Annotated in this window: 15 protein-coding genes and 2 pseudogenes; 8 read left to right on the forward strand and 9 right to left on the reverse strand. The window is 59.0% G+C overall.

All coding sequences use genetic code 11. The features are described from left to right. The 7 genes from pqqB to LIX91_RS15115 all read right to left on the reverse strand — a co-directional run bounded on the left by pqqB (position 1) and on the right by LIX91_RS15115 (position 8,231). Complete coding sequence (gene pqqB / locus LIX91_RS15085; protein ID WP_100073697.1) at positions 1 to 912, reverse strand: pyrroloquinoline quinone biosynthesis protein PqqB; 912 nt, start codon at positions 910 to 912, stop codon at positions 1 to 3. A gap of 88 nt (positions 913 to 1,000) precedes the next feature. Further along, entirely contained in the window at positions 1,001 to 1,075 is a 75-nt protein-coding gene (gene pqqA / locus LIX91_RS15090; protein WP_003422658.1) for a pyrroloquinoline quinone precursor peptide PqqA, read from the reverse strand. A gap of 135 nt (positions 1,076 to 1,210) precedes the next feature. Continuing rightward, on the reverse strand, positions 1,211 to 3,499 hold the full coding sequence (gene pqqF / locus LIX91_RS15095; RefSeq protein ID WP_226488705.1) for a pyrroloquinoline quinone biosynthesis protein PqqF: 2,289 nt from the start codon (positions 3,497 to 3,499) through the stop codon (positions 1,211 to 1,213). Positions 3,500 to 4,041: 542 nt separating this feature from the next. Continuing rightward, complete coding sequence (locus LIX91_RS15100) at positions 4,042 to 4,836, reverse strand: carbon-nitrogen hydrolase family protein (RefSeq protein WP_226488706.1); 795 nt, start codon at positions 4,834 to 4,836, stop codon at positions 4,042 to 4,044. Between the two features lie 15 nt (positions 4,837 to 4,851). Then, entirely contained in the window at positions 4,852 to 6,531 is a 1,680-nt protein-coding gene (locus LIX91_RS15105; RefSeq protein ID WP_003341224.1) for a flavin monoamine oxidase family protein, read from the reverse strand. A gap of 151 nt (positions 6,532 to 6,682) precedes the next feature. After that, positions 6,683 to 7,144 (reverse strand): Lrp/AsnC family transcriptional regulator, encoded by a 462-nt coding sequence (locus LIX91_RS15110; protein WP_002555556.1) that lies wholly within the window; start codon positions 7,142 to 7,144, stop codon positions 6,683 to 6,685. A 10-nt stretch (positions 7,145 to 7,154) separates the two neighbouring features. Further along, positions 7,155 to 8,231, reverse strand: coding sequence for an FUSC family protein (locus LIX91_RS15115; RefSeq protein ID WP_016569156.1), 1,077 nt, complete (start codon positions 8,229 to 8,231; stop codon positions 7,155 to 7,157). Positions 8,232 to 8,540: 309 nt separating this feature from the next. Here LIX91_RS15115 and LIX91_RS15120 point away from each other — a divergent pair, with 309 nt between their 5' ends. Together LIX91_RS15120 and LIX91_RS15125 are read left to right on the forward strand one after the other, a co-directional pair. Then, positions 8,541 to 8,864, forward strand: coding sequence for a helix-turn-helix domain-containing protein (locus LIX91_RS15120; protein ID WP_003316216.1), 324 nt, complete (start codon positions 8,541 to 8,543; stop codon positions 8,862 to 8,864). Next, a complete protein-coding gene (locus tag LIX91_RS15125) occupies positions 8,864 to 10,090 on the forward strand; it encodes a type II toxin-antitoxin system HipA family toxin (protein WP_226488707.1) in 1,227 nt (408 codons plus the stop codon). The genes LIX91_RS15120 and LIX91_RS15125 overlap by 1 nt, the downstream gene beginning before the upstream one ends. Positions 10,091 to 10,114: 24 nt before the next feature. Here the strand turns inward: LIX91_RS15125 and LIX91_RS15130 are convergent, their stop codons facing one another. Beyond that, positions 10,115 to 11,245, reverse strand: coding sequence for a Fic family protein (locus tag LIX91_RS15130; protein WP_226488708.1), 1,131 nt, complete (start codon positions 11,243 to 11,245; stop codon positions 10,115 to 10,117). 560 nt (positions 11,246 to 11,805) lie between these two features. Here LIX91_RS15130 and LIX91_RS15135 point away from each other — a divergent pair. After that, positions 11,806 to 15,846, forward strand: a complete 4,041-nt coding sequence (locus tag LIX91_RS15135) for a Pls/PosA family non-ribosomal peptide synthetase (protein ID WP_226488709.1) — start codon at positions 11,806 to 11,808, stop codon at positions 15,844 to 15,846. Continuing rightward, the gene (locus LIX91_RS15140) at positions 15,843 to 16,475 is read left to right on the forward strand and encodes a 4'-phosphopantetheinyl transferase family protein (protein WP_226488710.1); all 633 of its coding nucleotides are present in this window, start codon (positions 15,843 to 15,845) and stop codon (positions 16,473 to 16,475) included. The genes LIX91_RS15135 and LIX91_RS15140 overlap by 4 nt, the downstream gene beginning before the upstream one ends. A gap of 142 nt (positions 16,476 to 16,617) precedes the next feature. Here the strand turns inward: LIX91_RS15140 and LIX91_RS15145 are convergent, their stop codons facing one another. Beyond that, the gene (locus LIX91_RS15145; RefSeq protein WP_003341215.1) at positions 16,618 to 17,433 is read right to left on the reverse strand and encodes a formate/nitrite transporter family protein; all 816 of its coding nucleotides are present in this window, start codon (positions 17,431 to 17,433) and stop codon (positions 16,618 to 16,620) included. A gap of 444 nt (positions 17,434 to 17,877) precedes the next feature. Here LIX91_RS15145 and msrA point away from each other — a divergent pair, with 444 nt between their 5' ends. From msrA to LIX91_RS15165, 4 genes and pseudogenes are all read left to right on the forward strand, one after another. Next, complete coding sequence (msrA, locus tag LIX91_RS15150; RefSeq protein ID WP_226488711.1) at positions 17,878 to 18,384, forward strand: peptide-methionine (S)-S-oxide reductase MsrA; 507 nt, start codon at positions 17,878 to 17,880, stop codon at positions 18,382 to 18,384. Between the two features lie 562 nt (positions 18,385 to 18,946). After that, positions 18,947 to 19,162, forward strand: a pseudogene (locus LIX91_RS25855) (transposase domain-containing protein); the annotation flags it as partial. A 358-nt stretch (positions 19,163 to 19,520) separates the two neighbouring features. Then, complete coding sequence (locus LIX91_RS15160) at positions 19,521 to 21,098, forward strand: sensor domain-containing diguanylate cyclase (RefSeq protein ID WP_060400440.1); 1,578 nt, start codon at positions 19,521 to 19,523, stop codon at positions 21,096 to 21,098. A 108-nt stretch (positions 21,099 to 21,206) separates the two neighbouring features. After that, positions 21,207 to 21,569: pseudogene (locus tag LIX91_RS15165) on the forward strand (methyl-accepting chemotaxis protein); the annotation flags it as partial. Positions 21,570 to 21,857 lie beyond the last annotated feature (288 nt).

Here is a 21,857-nt window from a genome sequence, read left to right on the forward strand (position 1 = left end):
CTAAAGCTCGATGCTCATGCCATCGAAGGCCACTTCGACGTTGCGACGGAGCAGCTCCGCACGTTCCGGGGAGTCTTCGTCGAGAATCGGGTTGGTGTTGTTGATATGGATAAGCACCTTGCGCTGCTCGGGGAAGCCTTCGAGAACTTCCAGCATGCCGCCGGGACCGTTCTGTGCCAGATGGCCCATTTCCCGGCCGGTGCGCGTGCCCACGCCACGGCGCTGCATTTCGTCGTCGTCCCACATTGTGCCGTCGACCAGCAGGCAGTCGGCGTCACGCATCTTCTCGGCCAGCGCTTCATCGACCTTGCCCAGGCCTGGGGCATAGAACAGCTTGCCGCCAGTACGGGTGTCTTCGACCAGCAGGCCGATGTTGTCGCCCGGGTGCGGGTCGAAACGGTGTGGCGAGTAGGGCGGGGCGGCGCTGCGCAGCGGGAAGGGCGTGAAGCGCAGGTTCGGGCAGGCCGGAATCACGAAGCTGCCCTGCAACTCGATGCGGTTCCAGGTCAGGCCGCCGTTCCAGTGCTTGAGCATTTCGAACAGCGGGAAACCGGTGCTCAGGTCCTCATGGACCATATCGGTACACCACACCTGATGCGGGCAGCCTTCACGCAGGCTGAGCAGGCCGGTGGTGTGGTCGATCTGGCTGTCCATCAACACGATCGCGCTGATGCCGGTGTCACGCAATGCGCGCCCGGGCTGCATCGGCGCAAAACCCTGCAATTGCGCGCGAATGTCCGGTGAGGCGTTACACAGCACCCAGTTGATACCGTCGTCGGACAGCGCAATGGACGACTGGGTCCGCGCATGGGCACGCAGGCTGCCGTCGCGAAAACCTGCGCAATTGACGCAGTTGCAGTTCCACTGGGGGAATCCACCGCCAGCAGCAGAACCTAGAATCTGGATGTACATGACAGCTCCTGGGACACGCTCTGAAATAAAAAACAGCCATAACCATAAAAAAAGCCCCGGCGAACCGAGGCTTCACAGCGCACTGAAATCAACGGCTTGCGAAGTACATGGTGACTTCGAAACCGATACGCAGATCAGTGTAAGCAGGTTTAGTCCACGACATAAAAATCTCCTCGGATAAGTGCAGCGGTGGGTGACTACATCTTAGTGCATCGCTGGAGGCATACGTTCAGATGCTTAGGGAGCTATGTTACTCATTTTCACAATTCAGCAGGGCTAGAATCTGCATGAAAGACCGTTACTGTTCAGGTAAGGATTGCGGAACCGCCGCGCTGGCAGGGCGATTGGCCACGATCAGCCAGCCACCTGTGGCGCTGATCAATTGATCCGCAGAGGCCAGCAACGAGTGTGTATCCAGATTTGACAGAGCCTGCTGCAAGGTCTGCGCATGGTCACCCTGGTGCCCGGCAAGGTGTGCCTGCCACTGCAGGTCGGCACGCTGTTGCTCCGGCAGGCTCGACGGCTCGAACTGCGCTGCAAGGGCTTTGGTCTGCTCAGGCAGATCTGCGTCGCGGACCAGTTGCGGCAATTTGCCGATAAAGGCCTCGATGTGCGCAAAGAGCTGTTGGGCACTGCTGGTGGGTGATTGCACGCCGAACAGCAAGCCGGTCCGTCCGTCGATCTGCCTGAGGCCACTGAACACTGCGTAACCCAATTGCAGCTCGACCCGCAGCCGCTGATAGAGCGGGGCCTGGGCCAAGTGCGCGAGCAGACGCCAGGCGGCTTCATCTTCGATGGAAGTCGAGGGGGCCGGGCAGAACACCAGCACGGCGTCTTCCGAGGAGGACGAAGCTTGCGCCGCCCAGTGCTTGCCAGCGCGAATGGTTGGCACATCGCTCGGGGAGGTTCGCTGAACGCCGGGTACTGCATTCAACACCGCGTCCAGCATTGACTGGCTGGCCGGGTCGAAACCGCTGGTTAAATTGCTCCAGCGCGAAGCCGCCCATACGTCAGGCAGGTCGCTTATGGTCAGTTCCGAGTCACTGCGCAGGTAGTGATCGGCAAGCTGCCTGAGCAACTGACGAATCAGGATCAATACCGGCTCGTCGTGTTCCAGCGTGTGTGCATCGGGGTGCTGCAAGCGCTTCAGGCTTTGTTGCAGGACCGCCACCATCGGTTCGCGCAAGCCGTTCAATTGAAGCTGCCAATAAGGGCCGTACGCAGTGAAGGTCAGGGTTACCCCGGCCTGACGTGCGTCTTCGACCAGTGGCTTGAGCGCGGCATTGAGCATCCGCCAGAAAGCGGGCTGCGGGGACGGCAGTTGCCAGCGCAGGTACAGCGCGGCTTCAGCGGGGTCGTCCGCTGCCGCATCAAGAAACGGATTCGGCGCTGGCAGGCGCCAAGTGACCGGCTCTGGATCGAGGTTATCCACATCAGCGATGAGCTTCGACAGTAATGCGCTTAAGGCTTTTTGGCCTTGCTCGCTCAACTGCGCGGGCGTTTCGCGACAGTGGTGGTTTGCCAGAGCCAACGCTCCGCACATCTGCAGACGGCGTCGTTCGAGACGGTTGTATTCCTCGATTCGCGTTGGCCAGTGAGCCTTGAAAAAACCGAGCCAGATGAACAGCAGGCTGCTGATAGCGGTCGCGTTCGCCGGGTCGCCTTTAAACTCGATATCCAGCAAAAGCTGCCCGCCGAACTGGTAAAGCGGCGCGGCGTTCAATGAGGTGCAAAGGCCCCTGCGGGCCAGCTCGGCGACCAGTCCGCCAGGCTGCGCTGCATTGAGCCAGTGACAGAAGAAGGCCACCGCTTCGTCAGCCTTGTCCGGCAAGTCCTCAACAGCAAACAGCAGATGGTTTTGCTCACCAGCCTGTCGAGGACTGGCCATCAATGCTGGAGGCGGGAGCTGTTTGAGCTTCATCCCGCTGGAGAAAACTGCGCCGTGGTTTGTCGCCAGCGCCTGCAGTTCAGCCATCGGCAGCGGGCCACTCAGGCACAGGGTCATCTGTCCGGCCTGATAGAAGCCTTGATAAAAGTCGTGCAATGCCTGCTGAAAAGCCGGGTTGGGCACTGGCAGGCTGTAGCGATTGCCGGCGTGAAAGCCACGCAACGGATGCTGAGGGTTGATCGCTGTCAGCAGGCGCGCCTGATCGCGGGATGCGCTATCGCCGAACCAGGCGATGAACTCGGCGTGCAGCACTTCGCGTTCGCGCAATTGATCTGCGATGTCCATCCGCGGCTTGGCAAGCATGTCGCACAGGCGCTCCAGCCCTTGGGCGAAGGCCGCCTGCGGCAGTTCGAAGAAAAAGTCGGTGGTGCGCTCGCGGGTGCTGGCATTGACCTGCCCGCCATGATGCTGCACAAAGGTCATCAAGTTGTCCCCGGCCGGGAAGCGTTCGGTGCCGAGGAAAAACAGATGCTCCAGAAAATGCGCCAGCCCAGGCCAAGCCCTCGGCGCATCGTGACTGCCGGCTGCCACGCGCAACGAGGCCGCACAGCGCTTGAGCCGTGGCTCGTGACACAGCACCACATTCAGGCCGTTGGCCAGCGTGAGGCGTTGAGTGTCAGTGGCGTGTGCGGCAGGCATGAGGGGCGTCCGGAAAGCTGTGCGAGGCGAGGCGTCATGCTAGCGGATTAGCTGACCCGTTCGCGAGCCTGCTGCTCAAAGCTGCGAAATAGAGGACGCAAAGGGGCCGCCAAGCTTCCCGACAATGCATCGCTTGAAAGACCGTCTTCGCGAACAAGTTCGCGCCTACCCCTCGGGCAGGAGGCGTTTTTGATTCTGCCCAACGGGCGTAGGAGCGGACTTGTCCGCGAAGGGGTCGCCAAGCTTTCCGAACATGCATCGCTTAAGCGACCGTCTTCGCGAACAAGTTCGCTCCTACCCCTCGGGCAGGAGGCCGTTGATTCTGCCCAACGGGCGTAGGAGCGGACTTGTCCGCGAAGGGGTCGACAAGCCTTCCGAACATGCATCGCCTGAACGACCGTCTTCGCGAACAAGTTCGCTACGGGCTCCGGCCAGAATCAAAAGCGGGCTTGTGTATGACGATGGTCGCGGAGCGTGGGCACGATAGTTATAGGATTATTCCGCACGCTCCTGCGTGGGAATTATCCATCCGGCTAATCTGATCAAGTCAGCGACGTATAAAGCGCCGGGCGGCGATCCACGAAGTAGTCGTTCGCGGTTCGGGCCTGGGCCAGCAGTGACTTGTCCAGCGTGCCGACCAGCAGTGCTTCGTCCTGACCTGCCAGCAATGGGCGGCTGCCATCCGGCGCGCAGAGGCTGCTGAGCCCGCAGTAACGAATCGCGCCCTCGCTGCCGCAGTAGTTGGCGTACACCACGTAGCAGTGATTCTCGAAAGCCCGCGCCCGAACCGTCACGTCGCAGACGAAATCGTAAGGCAGCATGTTTGCGGTGGGGACCAGAATCAACTCGGCCCCCGCCAGGGCCAGCCGACGGGTGTTTTCGGGGAACTCCACGTCGTAGCAAATCAGCAGTCCCAGGCGCCAGCCATTCAATTCGACCACCGGGTAATGATCGTCGCCTGCGGCGAACATCGACCTGTCCAGCTCGCTGAACAGGTGCGTCTTGCGGTAGTTGCACAGGCGCGTGCCCTGGCTGTCGATCAACTGCACGGCGTTGTAGATTCGCTGATCAGCTGCGCGCTCCGGATAGCCGTAGAGGATCGCAATGCCGCAGGCCTGTGCAATGGCGGCAATGCGCGTCGCTGCCGGACCGTCTTGCGCCTGCGCCAGCTCACCGACAGCCTGAGCGCCGATGTTGTAGCCGCTAAGGAACATTTCCGGACAGATCAGCACCTGTGCCCCTTGCTCGGCGGCGGCCTGAGCCTGCTGTTCCAGGCGAGTCAGGTTGCCGCTGACATCCAGCGGCAATGGCGGGCATTGATACAGCGCAACGCGCATGGAGTTTTCCTTCTGTCAGTCGCCCAGTGCTATCGGGCCGATTTCGTGGAACACATCACCGGGGCCGGGGTTCTCGGCGTGAGTCTTGCCGCCGAAGTGGTTCATGATCCCCCACACGGCGTTCAGTGAAGTCTGCACAGCGCCTTCGACCCACGCCGGTGTCCAGGACACATCGTCGCCGGCGATGAACATGCCGCGCTGTTCGCTGGGCATATCCTGCTGCATGAAGTGCGCGTACATGCGCTGGTTATAGCGGTAATGGCCCGGCAGCGCACCCTTGAACGCACCCAGGAAGTGCGGATCGGCTTCCCATGAAACGGTAATCGGATCACCGATGATCCGCGCTGCGATGTCCACTTTCGGGTAGATCTTCTTCAAGGCATCCAGCGCCAGCTTCACCCGCTTCTCGATGGGCTGCGGGAGCATCTTCAGTGCATCGCTCATCCACGAGTAGGACAGGCAGATCACGCCCGGCTTGTCGTCGCCGTTATCGAACAGGTACGTGCCACGGGTCAGCCGGTCGGTGAGGGTCATGCTCATCAGGTCGCGTCCGGTTTCCGGGTCTTTGTCCTTCCAGAATGGGCGGTCGACCATCACGAAGGTCTTCGAAGACTGCATGTAGCGGGTGCGGTCCAGGGCCATCCACATTTTCTGCGAGAACAGCGACTCTTCACACTCGATCTGCGTGGTCAGCAGCCAGCTCTGGCAGGTGGTCAGCACGGCAGCGTACTGCCGGGTGTCGCCCCAATTGTCAGTCACCGCAAAACTGCCATCCTCGGCGCGTGCAATGCGCTTCACGCCGGGACGTGGTGCGCCGCGGTGCAACGACGACAGGCTGGTGCCCTTGGGCCAGTGCGCGCAATGCTCGGGTACGTGGCTCCACAAACCGACCGGCACCTGCTGCACGCCGCCGACGATCAGATGCTGGTGCTCATCGCAGTTGGTCATCACCACGCGGAAGATTTCCAGCATCGAGTTGGGGAAGTCCGAGTCCCAGCCGCCCGTGCCGAAGCCCACCTGACCAAACACTTCGCGGTGAAAGAAAGACAGCTTGGCGAAGGCCTTGGAGGTCGCGACAAAGTCATAGAACGTGCGGTCGTCCCATAACGGCACCAGCTTGTTCCACAGCTCTTTGAGACGTGGCACATCACGGTCGCGGATCGCCTGCTGGATGTCACCGAATTGCGAGCCGCTTTCCAGTGCGTCGGCCCAAGCGTCGGCGACTTCCTGAAACAGTGCCGGCAGGTCCGAGAGCATCTGTGCGTAGTACGTGGTGCCTTCCAGGTCGATAACGGTGCTGCCGGACGCCGCGGTCAGCGGGTTGGGGAACGGCCTGGACTCAAGGCCCAGCTTGTCGACGTAATGGAAGAACGCTGTCGAGGACACCGGAAAGCGCATGCCACCCAGTTCGGCCACGATGCCTTTGGCGCCTTCGAACTCCTGCGAGCGCAGGCGGCCACCCATTTTCGAGGCTTCGTACACCACCGGCTTGAGGCCCATCTTCATCAATTCGTAGGCCGCCACCAGACCGGCTATCCCGGCACCGATAATTGCCACTTCAGCGCCATGGTTCTCCACAGGGATGCTGCCCAGGCCTTTAGGGTGCTCAATCCAGTCATCGAAGGCGAAGGGGAAGTCGGGGCCGAACATGGTGATCGGCTTTTTGCCGTTGGCGGGGTGACGATTGTTCTTCATGACAGACCTTGATGGGCAACGGCGAAAAACAACAGTCTAGAGAAGGGCGGACACGTTAATAAGACGCAAAGTGTCGTCGATATGCTGTTTGTTTGGGCTAAGTGACGAATTTGCTGGTCGGTTTGTATGGCTGCTTGATAGAAGCGTGCGGTTACACCGGCTGGCCGCGGTCGATCTTGCTGCTGAGGATGATCGATGTGGTGGTCTTCTCCACGCCATCCACGCTGCCGATCAGGTCCAGTAGCTGGTCCAGTTGCTCGGGAGAATCCGTGCGCAGCCAGGCGACATAATCGAACTCGCCACTCACCGCACAGAGTTGCTGAACCTGCGCCATGGCACTGAGGCGCCGCAATACTTCCTTGCCCGAGCGAGGTTGCACGGTGATGCCGACATACGCCTGCAACCCGCCACTGACCACGCGCTGGCCAAGGCGCACGCCGTAACCGGTAATCACTTTGCTGCTTTCCAGGCGCGCGAGACGCGAGGTGACGGTGGTGCGGGCGATGCCCAGTTGCCGGGCGAGCATGGCGACGCTTTCGCGCGCGTTGATTTGCAGCGCGGCAATCAGCTGGCGATCGATTTCATCCAGCACAGGCGGGCGGGTATCGGGCACGGGCGGTTCCTTAAAACTTCCAGCGTTTGGCGGTCTTGGCCAGACGCGCCTGCAGGCCGTCGAGGTTGAGCGCCAACTGCTGGGTCATCAGGTGGTAGCCCTTCAGCTCGGTAGGAATGACGGCCTTCACTGCAGGCGTCTCCGGTGTTTCAGTGGTGCGTTCCAGACGCTCGGTGGCCCCGGTTTGCAGGGCGCGCGCCATGCCGATCAGTTGCCGGCGAATCTGGCGGTAGTCAGCGTCCAGCGATGCCTTGAGCGTCTCGTCAGCAAGCTGATTCAGGTTCGCCGGGCGAATATTGGCGAGAATCTCCAGGGTGCTCAGGCACATGCGGAAGTGGCCCTGAATGGCGTCCAGCTCGACCATGGACATCTTCACTTCCTTGGACACCGACGGCAGCAGCGAGCGCAATTGCAGCATCGTGCCGTTGAGCCTGGCGGTCAGTTTCAAATGCTCGTCGGCGGTAACCGGCTGGCCCTGCACGATGCGCCCGTAGACCTTGGCGCAGTCACGCAAACCACTGGCCAGGTTGTAGCGCCAGGAAAACACCGCATACAGCGGCAGGGCGAAGGAGAACGCCAGGGCCAGCGCGATACCAATCAGGATATCGACGGTACGCCACAGCCCGTCACTGATCGGGTTGTAACCATGACCGGCAACGATGAACAGCGTGATCGCCGACAGCAGCGCGGTGTAACCGCCTTTGCCGATGGCGTGATAGGCGAAGAAACCGCACATCACCGACATCATTGCGTAGGTCAGCAACGGCATTTCCAGATAGCCCTGCTGGACCACCACGATCAGACCGAGGCCGGCACCGATCAAGGTTCCATAGGCCCGTTCGACCGACTTCTTGCCGATATTGCCGTGGTGCTGCAAACCGCCGATCACGATCAGCATGGTCACCGACGCCCACTCGCCATGGGGCAGGTTGAGGCCAGTGGTCAGCAGAATAGTCACCAGCAGGCCCACCGCAATCCGCGCCGCGTGGATCAGCCGCGCATGCCGATAACGGCGATACGGGTCCAGCAAAGGACGCAGAACAGGGCGAAGCCAGGAGGGTATGAAAGCAGAGCGCGAATTCGTCATGCGTTAAGAGACCGCGAGGGTAGGGAAGAGATTCCCTGATTGGATGATGGCAGTCCTCAGTAAGCCACATTTTGATGGGGGATGGGTGGGGTATGTCGATGATCAGTGACGTGGCATTGCGCACTCAAGATGTAGGAGTGAAGCGCTGAGGGCAGTAATCACGATTTTTATGAGTAATTAAGATGTCACTTTGTGACACTTTATGAGAGTTAATGTGTTCTTTCGTGAGCCATTATTTTCAGGTCCACGTAGCTATACGTGTTACTTTGTTTTTCTCGAATTCCTGCGCCCGCCCGCTGGTAACTGCTCATGAAGGCTTTTTTCCCCGTTCAGTGCACCGACACGCTTTTGCGCATTGCGCTGCTGGTAAAGCAGACCAGGTTGCAGCAAGGCATACGCCAGGTCGATCTTGCCGAAAGGCTGGGCATCTCGCTTCGTACGTTTCGACGTATTGAGGCAGGCAATGCCGAAGGCGTGTCGCTGCGTGACTTCATGTTGGTGGTCTGGGGGCTGGGAGTGTCGGAGCGATTGTTTCAAGGTCTTCGGGATGACGAGTCGTTCAGTGTCGAGCAGCTTGAAGCTGCCGACCGAAAGCGTGTCCGCCTGCCTCGACACAAGCCGGAGGACTTCTGATGGCCCAGGCTTATATCTACATGGAATGCCCTGTCAGCGGAGAGACACTGACGCTGGGCAAGCTGACGATTCAGGCTGGCGTCGGAACATTCCAATATGCACCGGATGCGGTGCAGGAAAACATCTGGGTGCCGGATCCTTTCAGGTATCCACTGTCCACGCGGTCCTACACCGTGACTAAAAATGGTGGCGTCCCGGGTTTTATCGATGATGCCATGCCCGATGGTTGGGGAGAGCGGTTGCTGCATCGGGTTGAAAAAGGCCCGTTGGACTCGATACAGCTGCTGCTCAAGTCGCCCAACAGCGACAGAGCGGGCAATATCATGGCCGGCCTGTCGCGTGTCGCGCAGGACGGGCTGGGCCAGACGCCTCCCAAGACCTTTCGTGCCAAAGGGCTCGATCATTTCATCGATGCCTGTGAAGCGATCTATGACAGCCAGCTCAGCGCCGAGCAGCTGGAGGTTCTGAAGGTAAGGGATCAGCGATCTTCCGCTGGCGGCGCACGCCCCAAGCGAACTTATCTGGGCGACAGAAAACTGATTCTGGCCAAGCCTCGCGACAAATTCGATCACTATGACCTGCCCTCCGTTGAGCATGCCTGCATGACCTTCGCCGGGCTTAAAGGGTTGCAGGCGGCCAACACCTCTCTGTATCGCGGCGAGCGGATCAATACACTGTTGGTCGAGCGTTTCGACCGCGCTTTTGATGAGCAAACCCATCGCTTCCGCCGACTGCCGATGCTCAGCGGCTTGACCTTGCTGGACGCCGAGTGGAAGGCTCGTACGCACCCCGACTGGCAATATGCGGCACTCGCCGATGAGCTGTATCGTCGTGGTGCGCCTGACGTTGATCGGCAGGCGCTGTATCGGCGCATGGCCTACAACGTGCTGGTCTGCAATGCCGATGACCATCCCCGTAACCACGCAGTCATCTGGAAAGAAGGTGGCTGGAGGTTATCGCCGATGTACGACGTACTGCCCATTCTGGACGAAGGGCCTGCTCAGGCACTTGCCATGTCAGTCGGCATCGAAGGGGCGCGGCTCAACCGAGGCAATCTGCTCAGTCAGCACGCTCACTTTGCCTTGAGCAAGGAACAAGCCGAGGCGGCGCTGGACGAGGTGGCCGGTTGGGAAGCCGAACTGCATGATTACTACAGCCAGTTTCTGTCCGGTGCGGAACTGGATGCTACAGTCGATGCGACCAGTGGCGCACGTCTGAAGCGCTAGCAGCTCCTTCTGCTGTGTAGGGTTCTACGGCAAGGGCAGATTGATCTGGTAGCGAGTGCTGCGGCCTCCACCGGGTAGGCGAACCAGGCAGTTTTTGGCAAGCAGATCACTTAAGTGGCGGGTAGCGGTGGCCTTCGAGACCTTAGCCACTGCCTGATACTGCGCTGCGCTCAGACCGTTTTCAAAGCCACGCTCGCCGCCATCCAGCAGCCGATTCAGCACCTTGACCTGTTCGGCGCTCAGGTCGTTGTCGCGATGTAATTGCCAAAATCGCGTTTTGCCCAGTACTCGTTCTATATGAACCAAGGCGTTTTCAATGCTTTTCAACAATGTGCGCAGGAACCATTCCAGCCACTCGGTGATATCGGTCGTGCTTTTCTGACTGGTCTCCAGAACGTGGTAATAGCCGGTGCGGTCAGCAAGGATGCTGGCGGACATGGCAAACAGTCGTATGGCTTGCTGATCGCCCTGAGTCAGTGCCAGGTCTGTAATGGCCCGCGTCAGGCGACCATTGCCGTCGTCAAACGGATGCAGGGTTACAAACCAGAAATGCGCGATACCTGCCCGCACGAATGGATCGAGCGTCGGATCACTTTGACTGCTGGCAAACCAGTCGAGGAAATCTTCCAGCTGTTGCTCAAGTCCAGCCCGCGGTGGCGCTTCAAAATGCACGATGGGTCGATCAAGTCTCCCTGAGACCACCTGCATAGGTTCGTCGCTACGCAACTGACCGACCAGGATGCGAGCAGACACAAAGCTGTCCTCTTCCGGGAACAGCCAGCGATGCCAGGTACACAGACGTTGCAAGTCAAGTGGCTGATCATGACCACGTGTGGCGTCCAGCATCAGCTCGGCCAACCCCTCGCTGCGAGGGCTATGCTTGCCGTCATCGGCGATCCCCAGGCGGCGTGCCAGCGACGACCTGACAGAATCTGCATTCAGTCGCTCGCCTTCGATGGCGGACGAAGTGACGATATTCTGCAGCAGGGCATTCAAGCCCTCGCACATTTGCGCATCGCCACCCACAGCACCGCTCATACCCAGCAAGCGACCTTGAGCCTTGGCGCACGCTCGTATCAACGGTGCAAGGCGTTCTTCGCGCCAATGGAAGCGTGGCCAGTTCGGCTGTTGCCAGATCCAGAGATGTTCGGACATCGTATCCGCCTATGCAGTGAGCCGAATAAAAAGTTAATCGGCTCATGGAGTGAGCCGATTGTGGTGATTATTCGGCTCACCGTCCAGATGTGCTCATCGAGGCGGCACGGATTACGTGAGAGCTCATCACGGTCTGTGAGTCATTGAACCCGAAGTGTGAGGCGTCTGCTGTAACTCGCGCAGCAATGTGGAGGGTGACTCTCACACCGCATTCCTTCTGGATCAACCGGACCGGCGTATAGCTATAGCCCCGGACCAGGGCGCTGTTCAACGACCTCTGCTTTTGCTCATTGAGCTGCAAGTCCGACACATGACCACCTTGTGGGCAATCCGCCACCTTCGTTTTGTTGTTCAAGATTCGTACAGCCAGCCTTTGCCATATTCGCCTTGCCAGCCTGTTCTCTTGCCCCGGTGAGAGCTGCAGCGCTCCAGCCAAAATGTATCAAAACGGACATATTCCGGACACGCAACCACCACAGAATTCGCGCCAATCGCTGACGGACCGGCTCATAACCAGAAAATCTCAGGCACCTCCTTCAGACGAGCTAATACCTGCTGCCATGAATAACCTGAACCTGTCGACGCTAGGCCAGAACGAACAATCGCTGGACGTGATTTACGGTCCTATTCAACCTGAGCTGCTACGTGAGGAAGTTCTGGCCGATCTGCTCGAAGCCAGTGCCCGGCGCAATCCGCAGCATGTGGCATTGATCTTCGGCGAGCGTCAGATCAGTTATGGCGAGCTGGACCGGCAGGCCGATCAGGTGGCTTCTGCGCTGATCGACGCGGGTGTTCGTCCGGGGGATATCGTCGGTCTATGGTTGCCACGCGGCATCGAGCTGCTGGTCATGCAGGCCGGTATTGCCAAGGCGGGCGCTGCCTGGCTGCCTCTGGATCAGGACACGCCGGTGGAGCGCCTGCAGATTTGCCTGGACGACGCCAGCGCAGTCGGGCTGGTTTCCTGTGATGCGTTGATGCCGGTGTTGGCCGATACCGGCTTGAAGGTGTGGACTGCCGAACACCTGCTGACGCCGACCGACGCAGCGTTGGTGCGCCGCAGTGGTGTGCTTCCCGACCATCCTGCCTATGTGATCTATACCTCCGGCTCTACGGGCAAGCCCAAGGGCATTCTGATTTCCCAGCGCAGCATCTGCCATTTTCTGCGCAGCGAGAACGCGATACTCGGCATTCGGGCCAGCGATCGGGTTTACCAGGGCTTTTCCGTGGCCTTCGACATGTCCTTCGAAGAAATCTGGATCGCCTATCTGGTGGGCGCGACGCTGTGGATAGGCCCGAAGGAAACCAGCGGTGACCCCGAAACCCTGCCGCGTTTGCTGAATGAGCAGCGCATCAGCGTGTTGCATGCGGTGCCCACTTTGCTGGCGCTGTTCAGCGAAGACGTTCCCGGCCTGCGCCTGATCAACCTGGGCGGCGAGATGTGCCCTGAATCGCTGGTCGATCGCTGGGCAACGCCGAACCGGCAGATGTTCAACACCTACGGCCCTACCGAAGCCACTGTATCGGCCAGCCTGGCGCGTCTGTCGCGTGGTCGCCCGGTGTCGATTGGCACACCGTTACCCAATTACGGGCTGTTGGTCATCGCCAATGACCCCGCGGTCGGGAGCACCCTGGCGCCCAGCCTGCTGCCGCGTGGCGAAGTCGGCGAGCTGTGCATCATCGGCCCCGGCCTGGCCGAGGGGTATCTTGGCCGGCCGGACCTGACCCAGGAAAAATTCCTGCCGAACCCATGGTCCACCGGCTATCACGATGCGCGCTTGTATCGAACCGGCGACCTTGCCCGGATCGACGATGACGGGCAGGTGCAGTGCCTCGGGCGGGCCGACGATCAGGTAAAAATTCGGGGTTTTCGCGTCGAGCTGGGCGAGATTGAATCGCTGTTGGCGCAACAGCCTGGCGTGGGCACTGTGGCCGTCCTGTTGCGCAACGAGGCGGGCGTTGATCAGCTGATTGCCTATCTGGTGAGCGACACCTCGACGCCTTCCGCATTCACGAGTCAGTTGCGCAAAACCCTGCAGGCGCAGTTGCCGCCGTACATGGTCCCGGGGCACTTCGAACTGCTCGACAGTATGCCGCGCCTCACGTCCGGCAAAATCGATCGCAAAACGCTCAAGGCCCGGCCGCTGACGGTCGATGCCAAGGCCGCCAGCGCAGAGTCCGATGTGGCGCAAACCGAAGGTGAGATTGCACTGTTTGCCGCGCTGAGCACGCTGTTCCCCGGCATGCCGATCCGCCGCGATGCGGACTTTTTTACCGATCTGGGTGGGCATTCGTTCTTTGCTGCGCGTCTGGCCTCGGCACTGCGGGCCAATCCGCGTTTCGCTCAAGTCACGGTGCGCGACATTTACCAGCATCGGCGTATCGGGGCGATTGCCGAAGTGCTGGACCAGGCGCCACAAGAGGTGGACGCGCCGGTGGACTGGACGCCTCCGTCAGCTTGGCGTCGCTGGCGATGCGGCGTGGCCCAGGCGCTGGCATTGCCGGTCATGGTCAGCCTGCGCATGACCCAATGGCTCGCACCGTTCTTTACCTACCACTTGCTCACCGGCTCGCCCGACGACTCTGTCGCGTTGGCGACGCTGGCGTCGATCTCGGTGTTTCTGATTGCCACCGTTCTGCAGTTTTTCATCGCGCTGGCAGCCAAGTGGCTGATCGTCGGCCGCCTGAAGCCTGGGGTCTATCCGCTGTGGGGCGTTACTTACTTTCGCTGGTGGGCCGCAGACCGCATGGTCGAGTCGGCGCCGACTTATCTGCTGAGTGGCTCTTCACTTTATCCCCTGTGGCTGCGCGCACTGGGCGCGAAGATCGGGCAGGACGTGATTATTGGCGGCGCTACAGTACGGGCTCACGACCTGCTGGAAATCGGCGACGGGGTCAGCGTCGGCAACGGTGTCAGCTTCGAAAATGCGCGCGTTGAACGGGGCCAGTTGCATTTGGGGCGTATCGCCTTGCAGGACAATGCCTGTGTCGGCTCTTACGTGATCATGGAAGGCAATACGGCTGTAGGCCCGTGGGGACATCTGGAAGCCCAATCGGCCATGGCCGACGGCCGGGAGGTTCCGGCTGGGCGCATCTGGCAGGGCTCGCCAGCGCGTGATGTCGGCGCGTTCGATACGCTCGGTCAACCGGCGCGGCCTGTGACCAGCCCTGCGCGTTTGCGGGCAGAAAAACTGTTCTTCGTGTTCGGCGTTCTGCTGGTCGCGACGCTGTTCTTCATCCCGGTCTTCCCGACCTTTTTCCTGATCGACTGGTTCGACACGCAGCACGTCTTGCCATGGTTCGAGGGCAGCGGGCCACTGGGACAACTGGCGCGCTATTTCCTGCTCGCGTTCCCGGCCAGTGCGGTGCTGATTGTCGCGACTGTTCTGGCATCTGCGGCATTGCGCTGGCTGGTCTTCCCACGTCTCAAACCGGGCCGGTATGAGGTGCACAGCAATACCTACTGCGCTAAATGGCTGATCAGCCAGATTCAGGAAGCGAGCCTCAACGTGCTGTCCGGCATCTACGCCACGGTGTATTCGCCCTTCTGGTATCGGCTGTTGGGCGCGAAAGTAGGGCGCGATGCCGAGATCTCCAGTGCGCAGGGTGTCATCCCGGACATGCTGACCCTGGGCGATGAAACCTTTATCGCCGATGCGGTGATGCTTGGTGATGAGCGCATCGACGGCGGCTGGATGACCATGCAGCCCACGGTCGTGTCGGATCGCAGCTTTGTCGGCAACGGCGGATACATCGCGGACGGCACGGTGCTGCCGGAAAACGTCCTGATCGGCGTCCATTCCTGCGCACCGCACAGCAGCAAAATAGTCGACGGCGATACCTGGCTGGGCTCCCCACCGATCCACCTGCCGGCCCGCGAGCAGGTCAGTGGCGCTCCTGAATCACTGACCTTCAAACCTTCACCACTGCGACGCCTGGCCCGAGGCCTTGTCGAAGGCGTGCGCATCGTCACCCCGCACGCGGTAGTGATCGCCGTTGGCTACACAGTCATGCTTGACCTGATGCCACTCGCCGACGACGAGCGCTGGGGCGCGGTGCTGGCCTACCTTGCAGTGATCGGCGTGGCGTACAGCGTGGGTAACTTTCTGCTGATCGCGGCCCTGAAATGGCTGGTGATGGGCCGCTATCGCAAACGCGCTGACCCGATGTGGACGCCCTTCGTATGGCTTTCGGAGGGCATCACCAGTCTGTATGAAGGCATGGCCGCACCGAACTTCATGCGCTACTTGCGCGGCACGCCGTGGTTGCCGCTGGCGTTCAATGTGCTCGGCTGCAAGATTGGGCGCGGGGTTTACATGGACACGACCGACATCACCGAATTCGACTGCGTCAGCATCGGCGCAGACAGCGAACTGAACGCCGGCGCCTGCCCGCAGACCCACCTGTTCGAAGACCGAGTCATGAAAATCGACCACGTCAGCATCGGCGAACGCGTGTACATGGGCCCACGCAGCGCCGTGCTCTATAGCGCCGTCGTCGGCAACGATGCGCACCTTGGCGCACTGACCCTGGTGATGAAGGGCGAACACATCCCTGCCGGCAGCCGTTGGGCCGGTTGCCCCGCGTCACCAGACAGGGCATGAAGCGCGGGGCGAGCTGGGCATTCGATGAAGATGGCCGGCTTGCTCCTCCAAAGCCTTTCCCTCGGCAGAATGTATTGCTGGTCAGCTGCGTCACCAGACCGGGCTGTGCAAGGGATGAAGCCAGAAACCGCATTCGGACTTGCGTGCGTACCGCCGTGGAACAGTGGCTCGAATTGCCATCGGACGCGATCACGTTCATCAGCGCCCCTGGTATCGCGCCGCGATTGCTTATCGACGGGCTGCCGGAGCCCGGATTTTCCATCAGCCACGAAGCCGGATGCTCGCTGGCTGCCATCAATCTCCACGGCGCAGTGGGTGTGGACTTGATGCAGGTTCAGGCGGTGCCGGACTGGCATGCGGTCGCGCAGGATTATCTGGGGGCTGAGGTTGTCAGTGTGCTGTCAGGCATGCCCGAGTCCGTTCGCACGATTGCGTTCGCCAAGGCATGGTGCAGGCGCGAAGCGTTTTTGAAGTTGCATGGCTTGGCGCTTGAGGAATGGACGGCAGTGGGCGGGTTGCAGGGTGTGGGGGTCGAGGTTGAATTGGGGGAGGGGATGGTGGGTGTGGTGGCGTTGAGTCAGGTTTTGATGGAATACATGAATCAGGCTGAGCGGCGTACGGCACCTTGATTGATCTCGTCCTCTGAGCTCAAGCAGTGTTCTCCGCTATTGGGATTTGCGGCCTGTTGAGCCGCATTGACACTCACCCCCGCAGAGCTTTTCGCTCTGCGGTCGTCATCTCTTTTCACCGCAGAGCTTATATGGCGTCAGATTATTCCGGTGTTTGCGCACCGCTGGTCCTGGACATTTCAACAGGCTTGGTCGCCGCATTGAAGAAAGCCAAGTGATAGGCAAGGCCGACGAACACCGCGCCGCCCACCGCGTTACCCAAAAATACCGGGACGAAGTTGTCGCCGAACTGCGCCCAGCTCAAGGCGCCAGCGAAGATCGCTGCAGGAATGACGAACATGTTGGCGACGATGTGCTGAAAGCCGATCGCGACGAATGCCATCACCGGAAACCACATGCCGACCACTTTACCGATCACGTCCTTGCTCGCGTAGCTGAGCCACACCGCCAGGCACACCAGCCAATTGCAGCCAATACCCGATATGAAGGCCTGTTCGAAGCTGGCCCCCACCTTGGCATTGGCGATGGCCACGGTCTTGGCCATGAAGGCGCCTTCAGTCAGGCCCACCACATGGCCGAAACAATAGGCGACGAACAGCGCGCCGATCAGGTTGGCCAGCGTCACCAGCACCCAGTTGCGCACCAACTGACCCAGACCGATACGCCCGGCGAACAGCGCCATGGGCAGGCTCATCATGTTGCCGGTCAGCAACTCGCCACCGGCCAGCACCACCAGAATCAGCCCGACCGGAAACACCACAGCGCCAAGCAGATTGCCCAGCGACGCCCACTCGTGAGGGATCATGGTGCTGACATGAATATCGAGAAGAAACCCGAGGGCAATGAACGCCCCCGCCAAAAAGCCCAAGATCATCAACGACGACAGGCCCAGATGGGCCTTCTTGACGCCGCTTTCGACGGCAATTTCAGCGATTTGTTGCGGGGTGTTCAAAGACATGGTGGGCTCGTGCGTGGTCGTGGGCTGAGCTGGGGGATTAAAAGCTCAAGCGGTGCGCGCATCTGTCGCACCGGGAAACAACGTTACGGAATGTTTCGGAGTATGGCTAATCGGATGTTTTGATCGGGTGATTGAGAGGGTCGATCAGTGGGGTGGATGCTGTGTGGGGGGGTGGGCTTATAGTTGTTTGGTTGGCAGGATTGTAGTGGGTCAACTACACCCGATCACTGAGTTGTCAGCGACCGAGCCACCTTGGAAACGCTGACTCAAGCGTTCAAGCCAGCGGATTCTGACGCAACGGTAGGCAACGGAGCAAGGCGCCAAGGCTTCTGTAAAACGTTTACTCGTTCCGCAACACGATCCTGTTTTTTACTTCATCCGGCTTGGTATTGCCCGGCATCACCCCATAACTATCCCTGTCTCCATAAACCGCAAGGACAAACCATGACCAACCCAACCGAAACCGCCATCCTTGCCGGCGGCTGCTTCTGGGGCATGCAAGATTTGTTGCGACGCTACCCCGGCGTGCTGCATACGCGAGTCGGCTACACCGGTGGTGACGTACCGAACGCCACCTACCGCAACCACGGCAATAATGCCGAAGCGATTGAGATCGTGTTTGACCCGGCGGTGATCAGCTACCGGCAGATTCTTGAGTTCTTTTTCCAGATCCATGACCCGAGCACGCCTAACCGGCAGGGCAATGATCTTGGGCCAAGCTATCGTTCGGCGATTTACTACCTGAGCGAACAGCAAAGGGATATTGCCGAAGATACCGCGGCTGACGTGGACGCCTCCAAGCTGTGGCCGGGGCGTGTGGTCACGCAAATCGAGCCCGCGAGTGAGTTCTGGGAGGCGGAGCCGGAGCATCAGGATTATCTGGAGCGGATACCGAACGGTTATACCTGCCACTTCATCCGGCCAAACTGGAAGTTGCCCAAGCGGGCTTGAACCTGAATCGCACCGGGAAAGGCCGCGATAGGGGAGAGCGCAAAAGCTGACCTGCCCCTGTCATGTAGGCAGCTGTAGTGGTAATCAGACACTTCTATTTGGCGATATTCTCGCCTGAATGAGTGTCTGGAATTACTAGACCACTACAGGGCTGTATCTGAGAGGACCTCACCAGAAACACAAAAGCCGCGCAATGCGCGGCTTTGAGTATGGTGGGCCCACACGGACTCGAACCGTGGACCAAAGGATTATGAGTTGCTGGGCGACGTGCTATGCCTAGAGAAACCGTGCGTAGCAGAACGTAGCTTGGCATAGCTGGAGGCCCCGTAGTTACTGGTGTTGAGCGTAGTTTTGAGAAGGTTGGTCAAGCTGGGTACTGTACCGTGGTTGTACTGATTTTGCAGCGTATGAGCTTCGACTTAATGTAACGCGGTTACCATGTTCAATTCTGAAGAGGCGAATGCTTGGCCTCGAATGGGCGCTTGGCATTGGTAGCGGCTGAGCCCCGGCTTCCGGTTACACCAGGAGGCCGCAATCTGTCGCAGCAAGCTCCCTCTTGAAGCACTGCCCCAACAGCCACTGCCAATGCGGCTGCGCCCTCAAACGCGTCGGTGAAGATGCCAGCGAAAAGCTCGACTACACACCGGGCGTGTTCACCGTCGAGCGGCTCAACGGACATGATCCGTACGCTTACTTGAAGGATGTTCTTACACGCCTGCCGACGCAGCGGGCGAGTGAGATTACCGAGCTGTTACCGCACAGGTGGGTGCCCGTTTAATCACGCAAAGTGTGTTGGGCGGAAGCTACCTCAAAGGTACGCCCAACCGTATCCAGAGGTCGTTCACGCAAGGGCTTTGGAATTGACGGGCGTCATAGAATGCGCGGCAATCATCGAAGTGGATCTGCGCCTGATAAAAGCCTCGATCAGCCTTGCTCAGATCAATCCAGCTCTGGTCAAAAGCCGTTTGTGCGAGGCAAGCGAATCTCCTTTTGAGCAGATCAGACAGCGCCTTGGCGTTGAACGAGGAAAAACAATAACTAGGGGCACAGGCAGACAACTTGCTGTTTAGCCAGTCTCACAAAAAAGGTACGAAAGCTGCATAGAGCGTTCAAAAGCCAATTTGATGACGACCTCTATGAAGCATTTTTACTCTACCTCCACCAGGCTCGCGCCTACCATGCTTACCAGAGCACTGATTGGCTTCATTGCTCTGGTTTGTCTATCGCTGATGTTGGCTACAGCGTGGCAAATGAACCAGTCCAAGCGCGAGCGTGTCGCGACCGCCAAAATTTCGGTATCAAACATCGTTCTTGCCGCCGAGCAGCAAGCTCAGGATACGTTACGACAGGCTGATAATACGTTGCGTCATCTCGTGGAGCGCGTGGAGCACGATGGTGTAGAGGGGGCTCAGCAAGCTCGACTGGCGAAATTGATGGCCCAGGATGTGGTGAATGTGGACGGTATTCAAGGGCTTTTCATCTACGATGCCCAAGGCAACTGGGTCGCCAATTCCTTTTCCCAAGGTATACAGGTAAAAAACAACAACGACCGCGCGTACTTCGCGTATCACCGCGATAACGCCGATGAGTCCATTCACGTCGGTTCCATTGTCGAGAGTCGCAGTACAGGGGAGATGGTTATCCCTATCAGTCGACGCATCAATGCTGCCGACGGTACGTTTGCAGGTGTGGCGTTAGCGACTGTGCCCGTTGCCTATTTCCAATCATTCTTCAAGCGCATGGATGTGGACGACAAGGGCGTTATTTTCCTTGCGCTGAACAATGGCGACCTGCTGGCTCGGCGACCGACGTTAACCGCAATCATGACGACCAATGTCGCCAAAGGGGATCTTTTCACCAGTTACCTCCCATACAGCGATAGCGGTACCGCTGTGATCAAGTCTGTAGTGGATGGCGTGGAAAGGATTTATGCCTATCGGCGGGTTTCTGGGTTGCCCATCGTCGCTGCTGCCGGCGTGTCCTGCCAGCATGTATTCGCCCCCTGGTGGGCCTATGCGTATCGATCCATGGCTATGGTGGCTATGATCACTTTATCTTTGGCTTTGCTGGGTCTCTTGTTGTACAGGCAAATCCAGCACTTGATCACTGCGGAAAGTGAGCTGAGCATCGCCCGAACCGAACTTGAGATAATCGCTCAGACCGACAGTCTGACGCATCTGGCCAATCGACGTTGCTTTGACGCTACGTTGCAAAAAGAGTGGGGACGAGCGTCTCGAAATAAATCAGTCATCGCGATAATTTTGTTGGATATCGACTGGTTCAAGCAATACAACGACCGCTACGGCCATCTGCGGGGGGACGACTGCCTGCGCCAGGTGGCAGGGATCATCGGTAGCTGCATCAACCGGGCTGGAGATCTAGCGGCACGGTATGGCGGTGAAGAGTTCGTGATCCTGCTAGCTGAAACAGATTTAGCGGGGGCTTTGAGCGTTGCAGAAAAAGTCAGGTTACGCATTGAAAACGCACTTATAGAGCACTCCGGCAGTCCAGTGGGGAACGTAACAATCAGTTCCGGCGTGGTGGCGATCAATGCAACCGAGAAGGAGGGCTATACAGCTGTGCTGAAGGAAGCAGATCGACTTCTTTATTGTGCTAAGACCAGAGGTCGCAACTGCGTCGAGAGTCGCTCAATGGCCGATACCACAAGAAAACAGTTCATATCCCAGATCGTTCAAGATACAGGCTACTGCTGATTGAGGCCGATCCGCTGCATCTCTGTGTGCAACCTATTGCCATCCAGGTCAGATGCAGGAGCATCGGCCTTGGCGCTGCCAACCATGCTTCATGGTGGCGCAGGGTGCCTATCGACCCAGGAAATCGAGCAGATGATCGCTGACATTCAGAACGATTCTGATCTGGCCGTGAAGGCGATGAATACGAGCAGAGACCTAGCGACCGAATCACTTGGCGTCGCCCAGGAGGCCAGTACCTCGCTGGATCAAATAGCCAGCGCCATTGTTCAGATCAACGAGCGTAATCTCATGATCGCCACGGCCTCTGAGGAGCAGTCGCATGTTGCGCGCGAGGTTGACCGCAATCTCGTCAGTATTCGCGAGTTGGCAACTCAGAGCGCCGCGGGTGCCAGCCAGACAGCAAGTGCATGCGGTGAAATGTCAAAACTGGCCGTGAACCTGAATCAGTTGGTTAACAGATTTGTTGTGTGACAAAAGCTTTAAGAGTACTGAGGGTAAGCCAGCACTGAAAAGCAACGTGCCAAAAATGCTCAAATTTTCGTATCACCAGGCAATTCCGAAAAACCGGGATTGCCTGAAGCGTAATGAATGGTTGTTTCAAACATTAGCTGTCTAGCGAAACTGAATTTACAAAGTACACACGACTAATCTCAATATTTAGCCTGACTGAGTGTGTTCAGAAAAGGTGTAATGGCCGACGCTTACTGCTTAGCAATGCGAGGCTTTTTTGCATTACCACATCCTAAAAAAAGTATGGAC

The sequence above is a fragment of the Pseudomonas sp. B20 genome (assembly GCF_020515755.1).
GTDB lineage: Bacteria > Pseudomonadota > Gammaproteobacteria > Pseudomonadales > Pseudomonadaceae > Aquipseudomonas > Aquipseudomonas syringae.